The organism is Tabrizicola soli, from assembly GCF_015999335.1.
Classification (GTDB): domain Bacteria; phylum Pseudomonadota; class Alphaproteobacteria; order Rhodobacterales; family Rhodobacteraceae; genus Tabrizicola; species Tabrizicola soli.
Genome location: NZ_JAEACP010000017.1, coordinates 26,546 through 41,400, shown reverse-complemented (window position 1 = coordinate 41,400; position 14,855 = coordinate 26,546). Strand labels below are relative to the sequence as shown.

Here is a 14,855-nt window from a genome sequence, read left to right as displayed (position 1 = left end):
TCCGTGCTAGGCTATGACAAAAGATCCGTTGCTTGCATGTCGATGCCACTGGGGCGAACCGGGGCAGGACCGGCCCCGGCGCCCCCGAAACGGGAGGAAAGCTGATGCCGAAGACGATCGGAAATCCCTTGTCCTGGACCATGGGCGCGCTGGGCGCGGCCGCCGGATATGGCAGGGTGGTCGCCGCCCCCGCCGGCGACATGGCGCGGCCCCAGGTCCGCAGGCTGGCCCTGCACGATCTGCGGCTGGTGCTGCGCCGGGGCTGGGACGACCTAGCGGCGATGCGGTCGGACGTGATGTTCGCCTGCCTGCTCTATCCGCTGATGGGGGCGGTGCTGGTCGGGATCGCCACGCGGGGCAGCATGACCCATCTGGTGTTCCCGATCCTGTCGGGCTTCGCTCTGGTCGGCCCGGTGGCGGCGCTGGGGCTCTATGAACTCAGCCGGAGGCGGGAGGCGGGTGAGCAGGTCAGCTGGGCGGCGATGTTCGATGTGCTGCACTCGCCGCGCTTTCCCCGGATCGTGATGCTGAGCCTGTTCAACGGGGTGATCTTCATGGCCTGGCTTCTGCTGGCCGATGCGATCCATGCGGCCACCCTGGGGCCGGAGCGGCCGGCGAGCCTGGGGGCGCTGCTGACCCAGGCGGTCACCACGCCGGAGGGCTGGACGATGACGCTGGTCGGAACCGGAGTCGGGTTCCTGCTGGCGCTGGCGGTGCTGGCGGTCTCGGTCATCTCGTTCCCGCTGCTGCTGGACCGGGACGTGAGCCTGCCGGTCGCGGTGGCGACCTCGGTCCGGGTGGCGGTGGAGAATCCGGTGGTGATCGGCGCCTGGGGGCTGATCGTGGCGGTCCTGCTGGCAGTGGGGATCCTGCCGGTCCTCCTGGGGCTGATCGTGATCCTGCCGCTCCTGGGACATGCGACCTGGCACCTTTACCGGGCGGCCGTGGCCTGATCCCGGAGGGGCTGCTCCTCGTTCGACTTCGTCTCCTCGTCGCGGGGGCGAGGAGTGACGAAGTCATCGACGAGCGGCCCAAGGCAGAACCCCCGCCGGACCAGGGCGGGGGTTCGGTTTTTTATTCGGCGGTCAGCAGCGGGGGCTTCTGGCCGGTGAGGCGCGGCTTCGGCGGCTCGGCGACGTCGAGGACGATGGTATCGTCCTTGACCTCGACCCGCACCAGCCCGCCCTTGACCAGCTTGCCGAACAGCAGCTCCTCGGCCAGGGGCTTCTTGATGTATTCCTGGATCACCCGGGCCAGCGGCCGGGCGCCCATCTTGTCGTCATAGCCCTTGTCGCCCAGCCAGGCGGCGGCTTCCGGCGAAAGCTCGATATGGACGCCGCGGTCCAGGAGCTGGGCTTCCAGTTGCAGCACGAACTTCTCGACCACCTGCAGGATCACCTCCTTGCCCAGAGGCGCGAAGTTGATCACCGCATCCAGGCGGTTGCGGAATTCCGGCGTGAAGGTCCGTTCGATCGCCGCGGTATCCTCGCCCGTGCGGCGGTCGCGGCCAAAGCCGATCGCGGCCTTGGCCATGTCCGAGGCCCCGGCGTTCGAGGTCATGATCAGGATCACGTTGCGGAAATCGACGGTCCGGCCGTTGTGATCGGTGAGCTTGCCGTGATCCATCACCTGCAACAGGATGTTGTAGACATCCGGATGCGCCTTCTCCATCTCGTCCATCAGGAGGACGCAATGCGGATGCTGGTCGATGGCATCGGTCAGCATCCCGCCCTGGTCGAAGCCGACATAGCCCGGAGGCGCGCCGATTAGGCGGGAGACGGCGTGTTTCTCCATGTATTCCGACATGTCGAAACGGATCAGCTCCACCCCCAGAGAGGATGCCAGCTGCTTGGCCACCTCGGTCTTGCCGACGCCGGTGGGGCCGGCGAAGAGGTAGTTGCCGATGGGCTTTTCCGGTTCGCGCAGGCCGGCGCGGGCCAGCTTGATCGCCGAGCACAGCGCGACGACCGCCTTGTCCTGGCCGAAGACCACGCGCTTCAGGGTCTTTTCCAGATCGCGCAGCGTTTCGGCATCGTCCTTCGACACGGACTTCGGCGGGATGCGGGCGATCTTGGCGACGACGGCCTCGATCTCCTTGATGCCCAGCGTCTTGCGTCGCTTCGACTCGGCCACGAGATGCTGCGCGGCCCCGGCCTCGTCGATCACGTCGATGGCGCTGTCGGGCAGTTTCCGGTCATGGATGTAGCGCGCGGCCAGTTCCACCGCCGACTTGATGGCGTCGTTGGTGTAGCGCAGGTCGTGGTGTTCCTCGAAATGCGGCTTCAGGCCCATCAGGATCTTGATCGCATCCGGAACCGAAGGCTCGTTCACGTCGATCTTCTGGAACCGGCGGGAGAGCGCACGGTCCTTCTCGAAGTGCTGGCGGAATTCCTTGTAGGTGGTGGAGCCCATGCAGCGCAGCTTGCCGCCCTGCAGCGCGGGCTTCAGCAGGTTCGAGGCATCCATCGCCCCGCCCGAGGTCGCGCCCGCGCCGATGACGGTATGGATCTCGTCGATGAAGAGGATCGCGTCGGGATGGTCCTCGAGCTCTTTCATCACCTGCTTCAGCCGTTCCTCGAAGTCGCCGCGATAGCGGGTGCCGGCAAGAAGCGCGCCCATGTCCAGGCTGAAGATCGTGGCGCGGGACAGGACCTCGGGCGTCTCGCCCAGCACGATCTTGCGGGCAAGGCCCTCGGCGATGGCGGTCTTGCCGACGCCGGGGTCGCCCACCAGAAGCGGGTTGTTCTTGCGCCGGCGGCAGAGGACCTGGATCGCGCGCTCGACCTCGGCCTCGCGGCCGATGAGCGGGTCGACGTCGCCCTTGCGGGCCTTCACGTTCAGGTCGACGCAGTATTTCGACAGGGCGGATTCCTTGGCCTCGCCAGCCTCGGCCTTCGGCGTCTCATGCTGTTCGTCGGCCCCCTGGACCGGCCGCGCCTCGCCATAGGACGGGTCCTTGGCCACGCCATGCGCGATGAAGTTGACCGCGTCGTAGCGGGTCATGTCCTGTTCCTGCAGGAAATAGGCGGCGTTCGATTCCCGTTCGGCGAAGATCGCGACCAGGACATTCGCGCCGGTAACCTCGGTCCGGCCGGAGGATTGCACATGGATCGCCGCGCGCTGGATGACGCGCTGGAAGGCGGCGGTGGGCACCGCTTCCGAGCCTTCGACATCGGTGACGAGGGTGGAGAGGTCGTCGTCGATGAAATCGGTCAGGGTCTTGCGCAGCTCGTCGAGGTCGACGGCGCAGGCCTTCATCACGCGGGCCGCGTCGGGTTCGTCGATCAGGGCGAGCAGCAGATGTTCAAGGGTTGCGAGTTCGTGACGGCGCGAGTTGGCCAGGGCCAGGGCGCTGTGGATTGCCTGCTCAAGCGTGGTCGAAAACGATGGCACTTCAGTGCTCCTGTCCTGCGGGCCGGAAGGGGCGGGGGCCCGATACCGACCGTGGCCTCATAAGCTTAAAGTTCGGTTTTCTTTCCCGCACTTCAAGCGCAATCTTCCAGATTTAGGGGTTTCGGCCGGAAGATCACGCATTTCGTGATTGGGGGCGGTCAGAACCTGTCTTTCCGGGCCCGGATTTCGGCGAAGACCGTGACGGCATCGGCATCTGGCAGGCCGACGGCTGTCTTCAGCGCGGGCAGATGCGCCCGCAGGTAGGGGTTCGTGTCAAGCTCCACCCGGAGCGGGACAGGAACGGTGGCGATGCCCTGGGCGCGTTTCGCCGCGACCTCGGCGATCCGAGAGATAAGGTGCGGATTGCCGGGTTCAAGGGTCTGGGCGAAGCGCAGGTTCGAGGCGGTATATTCGTGGCCCGAGCAGATCAGCGTCTCGGGCGGAAGCGCGGCCAGTTTCTGCAGGGAGGCGTGCATCTGGGCGGCGGTGCCCTCGAACAGGCGGCCGCAGCCGCCGGACATCAGGCTGTCGGCGGTGAAGGCATGGCCGGGCATGAGATAGGCGACATGGCCGATGGTATGGCCGGGAACCTCGACCACCCGGACCTCGGTCGCGCCGATGTGGAAGCGGCTGCCCTCGGCCAGGGTCTCGTCCAGGCGGGGCAGGCGGTGGGCATCGGCGGCGGCGCCCCAGACGCGGGCCTGGGTGCGGGCGCGCAGGGTATCCACCCCGTCGATGTGGTCGGAGTGGTGATGGGTGATCAGGATGTCGGTCAGCCGCCACTGGTGGGCATCGAGGGCGGCGAGGACCGGCCCGGACTCGGGCGCGTCGATCAGGGCGGTGCGGCCGGAGGCGGCGTCGTGGACGAGGAAGGCGTAGTTGTCGGCGAGGCAGGGGACGGTGACGAGGTGAAGCGGCATGGTCTTTGGCCTTTCCGGGGCTATGATGGTCAGGATTGACGCAACGGGCGGCGACCGCAATGCACCTTGATGTGCTGGACCTGAGGAATTTCTACTACCGCACGCGGCTGGGCCGGGTGGCGCAGCGGGCGATCCGCAACCAGGTGGCGAAGCACTGGCCGCCGGCCGCAGGGCAGACGGTGGCGGGCTACGGGTTCGCGGTGCCGCTCCTGCGCCCCTACCTGCCCGAGGCGCGGCGGGTGATCGGGCTGATGCCGGGGCCGCAGGGGGTGATGCCCTGGCCGGCGGGGATGGAGAACGTCAGCGTCTTGTGCGAGGAGACCGCCTGGCCCCTGCCGACGGGTTTCGTGGACCGGCTGGTGCTGATGCACGGGCTGGAGACCTCGGAGCAGCCCTCGGCCGTGCTGGACGAGGCGCACCGGGTGCTGGCGCCGGGGGGGCGGGCGCTCTTCGTGGTGCCGAACCGGATCGGGCTGTGGTCGCGGCGGGATGTGACGCCCTTCGGCTTTGGCCGGCCCTATACGGTGGCGCAGCTGGAGGCGCAGTTGAAGCGGCACGGCTTCACCCCGGAGCGCAGCCAGTCCGTCCTGTTCGCGCCGCCCTCGCCGGCGCGGTTCTGGCTGCGGACGGCGGATTTCTGGGAGGGTTTCGGGCGGCGGATGCCCTGGCTGGCGGGCGGGGTGCTGATGGTCGAGGCGTCGAAGCAGCTTTACGCACCGACGCGCGGCGGGCTGAAGGCGGCGGTGAAGAAGCCGCTCAGGGTGCTGGAGGGCGTGGGCAAGCCGGCGCTGAACCGCGAGTAGGTGGCGTGTCGCGGGCGGTGGGCGGATCGCCCACCCTCGTCGCGGCCAGGCGGGCCGACGGTACCCGGGGCGGGATGCGGCGGAGCCTCCGGCGGGAGTATTTCCGCCAAGAGGAAGGCGCGGGTGTAGGGTGGGCGATCCGCCCACCCCCCCGCCACCCCCTGTCAGAGGATGCGGACCTGGGTGCCGACGGGGCAGAGGGCGAAGAGCTCCGCGATGTTCTCGTTGAAAAGGCCGATGCAGCCGTCCGAGGACCTCCGGCCGATCTTCCGCGTGTCATGGGTGCCGTGGATGATGTAGGCGGGCCAACTGAGATACATCGCATGGGTGCCGAGCGGGTTTTCCGGGCCGGGGGGCACCGGCTTCCAGTCGGGGTAACGCTGCATCTGAGAGGCGGTGGGGGTCCAGCTGGGGCCGACCTTCTTGCGCACGATCGAGGTGTAGCCGCGTTTGGTCAGCTCGTCGGTCAGCGGGACCGAGGTCGGGTAGATCCGGTAGTCGCTGCCGTCGGCGCTCCAGAAATGCAGCGCGCGCGAGGCGGTGTCGGCGACGACGGTCGCGGGGCCGAGGCTGTCGAAATGGTCGCGCCAGTCCTGCATGACGAAGCCCGAGACGTTGTTGCGCACCGTTGCGCCCTCGCCGGCCCGCGCGGCCGTGCCGAGAAGGGTCATTCCGCCGGCCATGCCGGCCGCCATGCCGAAGATCCTGCGCCGCGTGTAGACGGGGTCCATTCGACCTCTCCTTGTTCTGCTTCCGATGGGCGGGAAGGTTCCCCGCCCGGCCGGAAAGGTCAACCGCCGGCGGCCGCGCCTGACGCCGTTGTGAGCGGTGCGTGAGCCCGGCGGCGGCCCTGCCCGCGCGGCCGCTCCGTGGTGTTTGCGCAACCGGGGCCCCGCCACCGCGAGAGAGGCCCGAGAATCGCTGTTCAACCCGGTTGCGGGGTGGGAAAGCCTCTGCTAAGGACGCCCGCGACGGATGGTGCGCGCCCCAGACGACTGTTGAAGTGTGCGCCAAAGGACCGCCCGGTTCGCATGAGCCCAGGGCATCAAAAAAGCGGAAGGGTTGACGTGTCAGAACCGGCTTCGATCTCTCTGGGCATTGCCTCGCGCTACGCTTCGGCCTTGTTCGACCTGGCGAAGGACGACAAGGCGCTGAAGGCGCTGGAAACCGACACCGCCGCCTTGTCCGAGACGCTGGCCGCCAGCGCCGAGTTGCGCGACGTGATCGCCTCTCCGGTCATCAGCCGCGAGGACCAGGGCCGCGCGATCGCCGCCATCGGCGCCAGGCTGGGGTTGAACCCGCTGGTTGCCAACACGCTGGCCCTGATGGCCGACAAGCGCCGCCTCTTCGTGCTGCCGCAGTTCCTGACCGCGCTGGCCGAACTGATCGCCGCCGAGAAGGGCGAAGTGACCGCCGAGGTCACCGCCGCCCGCGCCCTGTCGGCCGCACAATCGAAAAAGCTTGCCGAGACGCTGAAGGCCCGCGTCGGCAAGACCGTGAAACTGAAAACGACCGTCGATGAATCCCTCATCGGCGGTCTCGTCGTCAAGCTGGGCTCGACCATGATCGACACCTCGGTCAAGGCAAAGCTCGCGGCCCTGCAAAATGCAATGAAAGAGGTTGGGTGATGGGAATCCAGGCTGCTGAGATCTCTGCGATCCTGAAGGAGCAGATCAAGAACTTCGGCAAGGACGCGGAAGTGGCCGAAGTCGGTCGCGTGCTGTCGGTCGGCGACGGGATTGCCCGTGTGCATGGCCTCGACAACGTGCAGGCCGGCGAGATGGTCGAGTTCCCCGGCGGCATCCGCGGGATGGCGCTGAACCTGGAAGTCGACAACGTCGGGATCGTGATCTTCGGCTCGGACCAGGACATCAAGGAAGGCGACACCGTCAAGCGCACCAAGTCCATCGTGGACGTGCCGGCGGGCAACGAGCTTCTGGGCCGGGTCGTGGACGGCCTCGGCAACCCGATCGACGGCAAGGGCCCGATCAACGCCTCCGAGCGTCGCATCGCCGACGTGAAGGCCCCCGGCATCATCCCGCGCAAGTCCGTGCATGAACCCATGGCGACCGGCCTCAAGGCCGTCGACGCGATGATCCCGGTTGGCCGCGGCCAGCGCGAGCTGATCATCGGCGACCGCCAGACCGGCAAGACCGCCGTGGCGCTGGACACGATCCTGAACCAGAAGTCCTACAACGAGGCGGCTGGCGACGACGAATCGAAGAAGCTGTACTGCATCTATGTCGCCATCGGGCAGAAACGCTCGACCGTGGCGCAGCTGGTGAAGAAGCTGGAAGAGACCGGCGCGATCGCCTACACGATCGTCGTGGCCGCGACCGCCTCGGATCCGGCGCCGATGCAGTTCCTGGCGCCCTATGCCGCGACCGCGATGGCGGAATTCTTCCGCGACAACGGCCGCCATGCCCTGATCATCTATGATGACCTGTCGAAGCAGGCCGTGGCCTATCGCCAGATGTCGCTCCTCCTCCGCCGTCCGCCGGGGCGTGAGGCCTATCCGGGCGACGTGTTCTACCTGCACTCGCGCCTGCTGGAGCGGTCCTCGAAGCTGAACGAGGATTTCGGCGCCGGCTCGCTGACCGCCCTGCCGATCATCGAGACCCAGGGCGGCGACGTGTCGGCCTTCATCCCGACCAACGTGATCTCGATCACCGACGGCCAGATCTTCCTTGAGACCGAACTCTTCTACCAGGGCATCCGCCCGGCCGTGAACACCGGCCTGTCGGTGTCGCGTGTGGGCTCGTCCGCCCAGACCAATGCGATGAAGTCGGTGGCGGGCAAGGTAAAGCTGGAACTGGCGCAGTACCGCGAGATGGCGGCCTTCGCGCAGTTCGGGTCCGACCTCGACGCCTCGACCCAGCAGCTGCTGAACCGCGGCGCGCGTCTGACCGAGCTGATGAAGCAGCCGCAATATTCGCCGCTGACCAACGCGGAAATCGTCTGCGTGATCTTCGCGGGCACCGCCGGCTACCTGGACAAGATCGCGGTCAAGGACGTGGGCCGGTTCGAGGCGGGGCTGCTGAAGCACCTGCGCACCAACGGCAAGGCGCTTCTGGAAGACATCACCAGGAACGACCGCAAGGTGGCGGGCGATCTGGAAAAAGCGATCCGTGCGGAACTTGACGCCTTCGCCAAAGACTTCGCCTGAACGCCCTGAAGGAGTAGGCAGATGCCCAGCCTAAAGGACCTGAAAAACAGGATCGGAAGCGTCAAGAACACGCGGAAGATCACCAAGGCGATGCAGATGGTCGCCGCGGCCAAGCTGCGCCGCGCGCAGGAGGCCGCCGAGGCCGCCCGGCCCTTTGCCGAGCGGATGACCGCGGTGATGTCGGCCCTCGCGGCCGGCGTCGGCACCGGCGACGGTGCGCCGAAGCTTCTGGCCGGGAACGGCCGGGACCAGGTGCATCTTCTGGTGGTGATGACCTCGGAGCGCGGGCTTTGCGGCGGCTTCAACTCGTCCATCGTCAAGCTGGCCCGTGCGCGGGCCAACGAGCTGGCGGCGGCGGGCAAGACGGTGAAGATCCTCACTGTCGGCAAGAAGGGCCGCGAGCAGTTGAAACGCGACTGGGGCCATGCCTTCGTCGGCCATGTCGACCTGAGCGAGGTGAAGCGCGTCGGTTACGCCAATGCGCAGTCGATCGCGCGCGAGGTCATGGCGGCCTTCGAAGCCGGTGAGGCCGATGTCGTCACGATCTTCTACAACCGCTTCCAGTCGGTGATCAGCCAGATCCCGACCGAGCAGCAGGTGATCCCGGCCAAGTTCGAAGGCACCGGCGCCACGGCGCTGTATGACTATGAACCCTCGGAAGAGGCGATCCTGGCCGACCTCCTGCCGCGCGGTGTCGCGACGCAGATCTTCACCGCTCTCCTGGAAAACGGCGCCAGCGAGCAGGGCGCGCGGATGTCCGCGATGGACAACGCGACCCGCAACGCCGGCGACATGATCAACCGCCTGACGATCCAGTACAACCGGAGCCGCCAGGCCGCGATCACCAAGGAACTCATCGAAATCATTTCGGGCGCCGAGGCGCTCTGACGAACCCGGAGTAAAGACACATGGCAAAAGCCCCGAAAGCTTCCGCCGGCCGCGTGACCCAGGTCATCGGTGCCGTCGTCGACGTGCAGTTCGATGGCGCGCTGCCCGCCATCCTGAACGCGCTGGAGACCACCAACAACGGCAAGCGGCTGGTTCTGGAAGTGGCGCAGCACCTGGGCGAGAACACGGTGCGCACCATCGCCATGGACGCGACCGAAGGCCTGGTGCGCGGGACCTCCGTGACCGACCTCGGCGCGCCGATCTCGGTGCCGGTGGGCGACGCGACGCTGGGCCGCATCCTGAACGTCATCGGCGAGCCGGTGGACGAGAAGGGCCCGGTCGTGGCCAAGGAAACCCGCGCCATCCACCAGCCCGCCCCGGCCTTCAGCGAGCAGGCGACGGAAAGCCAGGTCCTCGTCACCGGCATCAAGGTCATCGACCTGCTGGCGCCTTACGCCAAGGGCGGCAAGATCGGCCTCTTCGGCGGCGCCGGCGTGGGCAAGACCGTTCTGATCATGGAACTGATCAACAACATCGCCAAGGTGCACTCGGGCTATTCCGTGTTCGCCGGCGTGGGCGAGCGGACCCGTGAGGGGAACGACCTCTACCACGAGATGATCGAATCGGGCGTCATCAAGATCGACGACCTGACCGCCTCGAAAGTGGCGCTGGTCTACGGCCAGATGAACGAGCCTCCGGGGGCCCGTGCCCGCGTGGCGCTGACCGGCCTGACCCTGGCCGAGCAGTTCCGCGACCAGTCCGGGACCGACGTTCTGTTCTTCGTCGACAACATCTTCCGCTTCACCCAGGCGGGTTCGGAAGTGTCGGCGCTCCTTGGCCGTATCCCCTCGGCCGTGGGCTACCAGCCGACGCTGGCGACCGACATGGGCGCGCTGCAGGAACGCATCACCTCGACCAAGGCGGGCTCGATCACCTCGGTGCAGGCGATCTACGTTCCGGCCGACGACCTGACCGACCCCGCGCCGGCCACGTCCTTCGCCCACCTCGACGCGACCACGGTTCTGTCGCGTGCGATCTCGGAACTGGGGATCTACCCGGCGGTGGACCCGCTCGACTCGACCTCGCGCCTCCTCGATCCGGCGGTCATCGGCGACGAGCACTACCAGGTCGCGCGTTCGGTGCAGGGGATCCTCCAGCGCTACAAGTCGCTGCAGGACATCATCGCCATCCTCGGCATGGACGAACTGAGCGAAGAGGACAAGCTGACTGTGGCCCGCGCCCGGAAGATCCAGCGCTTCCTGTCGCAGCCCTTCGACGTGGCGAAGGTCTTCACCGGCTCGGACGGCGTGCAGGTGCCGCTGGAGAAGACCATTGCCAGCTTCAAGGCGGTGGTGAACGGCGAATACGACCACCTGCCGGAAGCCGCCTTCTACATGGTCGGCGACATCGAGGAAGTGAAAGCCAAGGCCGCCAAACTCGCTGCGGCAGCGGCGTAAGGGGGCGAGATGGCCAGCACGGTGCAATTCGACCTAGTCAGTCCGGAGCGGCGCCTCGCGTCCTATCCGGCGACCGAGGTCCAGATCCCGGGCGCCATGGGCGACCTGACGGCGATGGAGGGGCACGCCCCCACCATCACCTCGCTGCGGCCGGGCCTGCTGAAGGTGGTCTCCTCCGAAGGGACGAAGGCCTATGTCGTGACCGGCGGCTTCGCCGAGATCAGCGCGACCGGCGTGTCGGTGCTGGCCGAGCAGGCGGTGGCGCTGGACGAGATGACCCCGGCGCAACTGGATGCGCTGGTGGCCGATGCCTGCGAGGCGGCGGCGGTCAACACCGACAAGGACGCGGCCGACAAGGCGGTGGCCGACCTTTACGCGATGCGGGCCCAGGCCGGGATCTGAGGCCGGGCGGCGGACTGTCCTGAAAGGCCCCGAGGTTTTCGGGGCCTTTTCCATTTGCGGCGCTTAGGCGGAGGGATCTGCGGCGTCCGGCCCGTTCAACCGCGAGCGCGCCAGCCAGCCGGAGACGGTCCAGCACCCCATCGCAATCGCCGCGCCCACATAGCCGTCCACCGCGTAATGCCAGGCAAGCAGCACCGATCCCAACATGATCGAGGTGAGGAAGCCGATAGCGACATAGCCCGCGTGGCGCGACAGCCGGAAGGCGAACAGGGTCATGAGCATGGTCGAAGCCACATGCATGCTCGGGAAGGCGGAGATCCCGTTCATCCCCTTCGGATGGCCGTGGATGTTCCAGAGCAGCGACTGGGTATCGACGACGGAGAGCGCGCCGGTCGCAGCGTGCTGGCCAAGCCGGGCAATCAGGCCGGCGTAGGCGTCCCCAAGACCGAGGAGGGCATAATAGACCGGACCGGCAGAAGAAAACAGGATCGCGACGAGATTGCCCCCGATCGCCCAGGTCAGGACGAAGGCGATGAGAAACTGCATCCGCAGGGCGCTGTCCGGGCGCAGGAAGCAGGCGGCGACCAGCGAGAAATACATCATGAAAAGCCAGATGTTATACAGGCCGGTGAACAGCGAGATCCCGTAATCGCTGCCGAACAGCGCGTGAAGATACTCATGCGGAAGCACACCGAAATGCAGCAGGCGATCCAGCTTCATGAAGGTGACGTCCCAGCTGAAGGGATTGATCTGCGGCAGCAGGTTCTTGATCTGGGCGAAGGCGACCAGCGTCCCGGCCATGAGCAGGACTCCGATAACGCCGCAGATCATGCGGTCGCGATCGGTCAGAAAGCCGCGCACATCGTTTTTCAGGTGGCCGATGCGGTCGTCGACGCGCAGGACATAGGTCAGGTAGAGCAGCCGTCCGAACAGCACGAGAAAGATCATCTGCGGGATCTTGGTGGCAAAGCTCTTGACCAGGATGCCGGCCTTGTCATCCCCGATATTCACCGGGTGGTAGGTGGACAGCCACCAGGCCACGGCGCCGTGGACGAATACCAAAAAGGCCAACACGGCGTGCCGACGCAAAAGCTGCCCGACGCCGGAAGTCTCGCTCATCACAAGGGTTCGCATGATCCGCCACATTTACTGAACAATTGCGTCTTTGGAACGCAATTGCGGCCTAAACTTGGCTGAACCTGACAAAATCCGCGATGATCAGCTGCGCTGATAGAAGCCCTCGTAGATCGGGACCAGGGTATCGGTCTCGAACAGCGAGGAGACGGACATGCCGCCCCAGATGTTCAGGATGGCCTGGGCGAACATCGGCGCGGTGGGGACGATGCGGATGTTCCTCGCGCCCTTCACCTTGTCGCCCTGCTCGATCGAATCGGTGATGACCAGCGATTTCATCACCGAATTCGACACCCGCTCCACCGCCGGACCGGAAAGGACGCCGTGGGTGATGTAGCTGTGGACCTCGGTCGCGCCGGCCTCGATCAGGGTTTCGGCGGCCTTGCAGAGCGTGCCGGCCGTGTCGCAGATGTCGTCGACGATGATGCACTTGCGGCCCTTCACGTCGCCGATCACGGTCATCTCGGCGACCTCGCCCGCCTTCTCGCGCCGCTTGTCGACGATGGCGAGGGGGGCGTTGATCCGCTTGGCCAGTTCGCGCGCCCGGGCCACGCCGCCGACGTCGGGCGAGATGATCATCAGGTCGTCCATCTGGCCCTTGAAGTGATGCTCGATGTCCAGCGCGAAGACCGGCGAGGCATAGAGGTTGTCGACCGGGATGTCGAAGAAGCCCTGGATCTGCGCGGCGTGCAGGTCGAGCGTCAACACGCGGTCGACCCCGGCGGTCTCGATCAGGTTGGCGACCAGCTTGGCGGAGATCGGGGTGCGGGCCTTGGCGCGGCGATCCTGGCGGGCATAGCCGAAATAGGGGATCACGGCGGTGATGCGGCTGGCCGAGGAGCGGCGCAGCGCGTCCACCATGATGAGGAGTTCCATCAGGTTGTCGTTCGCCGGGTTCGAGGTCGGCTGGATGACATACATGTCCTCGCCGCGGACGTTCTCGAACACCTCGACGAAGATCTCCTGGTCGTTGAAGCGTTCGACCCGCGCATCGACGAGGTTCACGCTCATCCCCCGGTGCATCGACATGCGGCGGGCGATCGACTTCGCCAGCCCCTGGTTGGCGTTTCCGGCGATGAGCTTCGGTTCGGTGACGGCGGGCATGGCGGCTCCGGGCAGCGGATTCGGGACTGCCTGTCGCTTATCACCGGGCCGGGGGCTGCGCAAACCGGGGTTGCGAAAAATCAGAAGGCATCGAGGAAGGAATCCACATCGGCCTCGGTCGTGGACCAGCTGGCGACGAGGCGGGCACGCTCGCGGCCCTCGGGGGCGGGGAAGCGGTAGTAGACCGCCCCGGCGGCCTCGAGCCGGGCATGGGTGCCTGCGGCCCATTCGGGGAAAAGCATGTTGGCGGGGGATTCGGGGACATGCGCCTGGCGGTCGCGCAGGCCGTCGGCAAGGCGCTGGCCCATGGCGTTGGCGCGGGCGGCGAGGCGGAGCCAGAGGCCGTCGGCGAGGTAGGCCTCCATCTGCGCGGAGAGGAAGCGGTGCTTGGAGAAGAGGTGTCCGCCGCGCTTGCGGCGGAGTTCCAGCTCCCAGGCCTTCTCCGGATTGAAGAGGACCACGCCCTCCACCCCCAGGCAGCCGTTCTTGGTGCCGCCGAGCGAGAGCACGTCGATGCCCGCCTTCCAGGTCATCTCGGCCGGGGTCGCGCCGGTGGCGACCAGCGCATTGGCGAAGCGTGCGCCGTCGAGGTGGCAGGGGATGCCCTTCGCCTTCGCCATCGCGGTCAGGGCGGCGATTTCAGCCGGTGTGTAGACGGTTCCGGCCTCGGTCACGTTGGTCAGCGACAGCATGCCCCGCTGGACGCCGTGGACGCCGCCTTCGCCGGTCGTCGCCAGCGCGGTGGCGAAAGTCTCGGGGGTGATCCTGCCCTGCGCGCCCGGGACCAGCACCAGCTTGGCCCCCGAATAGAACTCCGGCGCGCCGCATTCGTCCTCGGCGACATGGGCGTGGGTGTGGCAGAAGACCGCGCCCCAGGGCGGGCAATGCGTGGCGATGGCCAGGGCATTGGCGGCGGTGCCGGTGGCGACGAGGCGGACCTCGGCCTCTGGCGCCTCGAAGATCTCGCGCACGAGGGCGGTCACACGCTCCATCGCGGCGTCGGCGCCGTAGCTGCGTTCGTAGCCCGCATTGGCGCGCTGGATCGCGGCCATGACCTCGGGTGCCGCGCCGGAGGTGTTGTCGGAGGCAAAGCGCATCAGGGGGTTTCCTCGATCAGATAGTCTTCCCAGTCATCCTCGGGGACCGCGCCCTCGGGGATGGTCATGCCGCGGATCGACTGGCCGGCCCTGTGGGTGCTTTCGGGATCGCCGGTCAGGAGCGGGTGCCAGTCGGGAAGCCGCTTTTTCTGGAACAAAAGCTTGTAAGCGCAGGTCGCGGGCATCCAGTAGGCGATCTTCGGCAGCGTCTTCGGCGTGAGGACCACGCATTCCGGGACGTGCTGCTTGCGGTTCGGATAGTCGCGGCAGCGGCAGGTGTCGCCGTCCAGCAGGCGGCAGGCGATGCGGGTATAGGCGACCTCGCCGGTATCCTCATATTCCAGCTTGTTCAGGCAGCACTTGCCGCAGCCGTCGCACAGCGCCTCCCATTCCTGTTGGGTGAGCTTGTTCAGGGGGACGGTTTCCCAGAAGCGGGGGCGAAGATCGGTCATGGCCGCAAAGTGGGGCGGCGGCGCGGAAAAGGGAAGGGC

Annotated in this window: 14 protein-coding genes; 7 read left to right on the top strand and 7 right to left on the bottom strand. The window is 66.9% G+C overall.

Annotation, left to right across the window (positions count from 1 at the left end; translation table 11 throughout):
• The first annotated feature begins 104 nt into the window (after window positions 1–104).
• Window positions 105–953 (top strand): DUF2189 domain-containing protein, encoded by an 849-nt coding sequence (locus I7S92_RS15975; protein ID WP_197646179.1) that lies wholly within the window; start codon window positions 105–107, stop codon window positions 951–953.
• A 121-nt stretch (window positions 954–1,074) separates the two neighbouring features.
• On the opposite strand, the gene clpA is transcribed toward I7S92_RS15975, so the two are convergent.
• Window positions 1,075–3,393 carry an ATP-dependent Clp protease ATP-binding subunit ClpA gene (gene clpA, locus I7S92_RS15970; RefSeq protein ID WP_197646177.1) on the bottom strand — a complete coding sequence of 773 codons (2,319 nt, stop codon included), beginning with the start codon at window positions 3,391–3,393 and terminating at the stop codon, window positions 1,075–1,077.
• Window positions 3,394–3,551: 158 nt separating this feature from the next.
• Window positions 3,552–4,313, bottom strand: a complete 762-nt coding sequence (gene gloB / locus I7S92_RS15965; RefSeq protein ID WP_197646175.1) for a hydroxyacylglutathione hydrolase — start codon at window positions 4,311–4,313, stop codon at window positions 3,552–3,554.
• A gap of 59 nt (window positions 4,314–4,372) precedes the next feature.
• Here gloB and I7S92_RS15960 point away from each other — a divergent pair, with 59 nt between their 5' ends.
• On the top strand, window positions 4,373–5,116 hold the full coding sequence (locus tag I7S92_RS15960; protein WP_197646173.1) for a class I SAM-dependent methyltransferase: 744 nt from the start codon (window positions 4,373–4,375) through the stop codon (window positions 5,114–5,116).
• Between the two features lie 164 nt (window positions 5,117–5,280).
• Here the strand turns inward: I7S92_RS15960 and I7S92_RS15955 are convergent, their stop codons facing one another.
• The gene (locus tag I7S92_RS15955) at window positions 5,281–5,799 is read right to left on the bottom strand and encodes a L,D-transpeptidase (RefSeq protein ID WP_242070241.1); all 519 of its coding nucleotides are present in this window, start codon (window positions 5,797–5,799) and stop codon (window positions 5,281–5,283) included.
• A 384-nt stretch (window positions 5,800–6,183) separates the two neighbouring features.
• Here I7S92_RS15955 and I7S92_RS15950 point away from each other — a divergent pair, with 384 nt between their 5' ends.
• Genes I7S92_RS15950 through I7S92_RS15930 form a run of 5 tightly spaced genes read left to right on the top strand, consistent with a single transcriptional unit; the run spans window position 6,184 to window position 11,029 of the window.
• Window positions 6,184–6,744 (top strand): F0F1 ATP synthase subunit delta, encoded by a 561-nt coding sequence (locus I7S92_RS15950; RefSeq protein WP_197646168.1) that lies wholly within the window; start codon window positions 6,184–6,186, stop codon window positions 6,742–6,744.
• Window positions 6,744–8,282 (top strand): F0F1 ATP synthase subunit alpha, encoded by a 1,539-nt coding sequence (gene atpA / locus I7S92_RS15945; protein WP_197646166.1) that lies wholly within the window; start codon window positions 6,744–6,746, stop codon window positions 8,280–8,282. Before I7S92_RS15950 ends, atpA begins: the two co-directional genes overlap by 1 nt.
• Before the next feature lie 21 nt (window positions 8,283–8,303).
• Window positions 8,304–9,170, top strand: coding sequence for a F0F1 ATP synthase subunit gamma (locus tag I7S92_RS15940; RefSeq protein ID WP_197646164.1), 867 nt, complete (start codon window positions 8,304–8,306; stop codon window positions 9,168–9,170).
• A gap of 20 nt (window positions 9,171–9,190) precedes the next feature.
• A complete protein-coding gene (gene atpD / locus I7S92_RS15935) occupies window positions 9,191–10,627 on the top strand; it encodes a F0F1 ATP synthase subunit beta (RefSeq protein ID WP_197646162.1) in 1,437 nt (478 codons plus the stop codon).
• A 9-nt stretch (window positions 10,628–10,636) separates the two neighbouring features.
• The gene (locus I7S92_RS15930) at window positions 10,637–11,029 is read left to right on the top strand and encodes a F0F1 ATP synthase subunit epsilon (protein ID WP_197646160.1); all 393 of its coding nucleotides are present in this window, start codon (window positions 10,637–10,639) and stop codon (window positions 11,027–11,029) included.
• Window positions 11,030–11,092: 63 nt separating this feature from the next.
• Here the strand turns inward: I7S92_RS15930 and I7S92_RS15925 are convergent, their stop codons facing one another.
• The 4 genes from I7S92_RS15925 to I7S92_RS15910 all read right to left on the bottom strand — a co-directional run bounded on the left by I7S92_RS15925 (window position 11,093) and on the right by I7S92_RS15910 (window position 14,816).
• Complete coding sequence (locus I7S92_RS15925; protein ID WP_197646158.1) at window positions 11,093–12,148, bottom strand: phosphatase PAP2 family protein; 1,056 nt, start codon at window positions 12,146–12,148, stop codon at window positions 11,093–11,095.
• A gap of 99 nt (window positions 12,149–12,247) precedes the next feature.
• Window positions 12,248–13,267 (bottom strand): ribose-phosphate pyrophosphokinase, encoded by a 1,020-nt coding sequence (locus I7S92_RS15920; protein WP_197646156.1) that lies wholly within the window; start codon window positions 13,265–13,267, stop codon window positions 12,248–12,250.
• Between the two features lie 80 nt (window positions 13,268–13,347).
• On the bottom strand, window positions 13,348–14,364 hold the full coding sequence (locus tag I7S92_RS15915; protein ID WP_197646154.1) for a threonine aldolase family protein: 1,017 nt from the start codon (window positions 14,362–14,364) through the stop codon (window positions 13,348–13,350).
• On the bottom strand, window positions 14,364–14,816 hold the full coding sequence (locus tag I7S92_RS15910; protein WP_197646152.1) for a YcgN family cysteine cluster protein: 453 nt from the start codon (window positions 14,814–14,816) through the stop codon (window positions 14,364–14,366). Before I7S92_RS15910 ends, I7S92_RS15915 begins: the two co-directional genes overlap by 1 nt.
• Window positions 14,817–14,855: the final 39 nt, after the last annotated feature.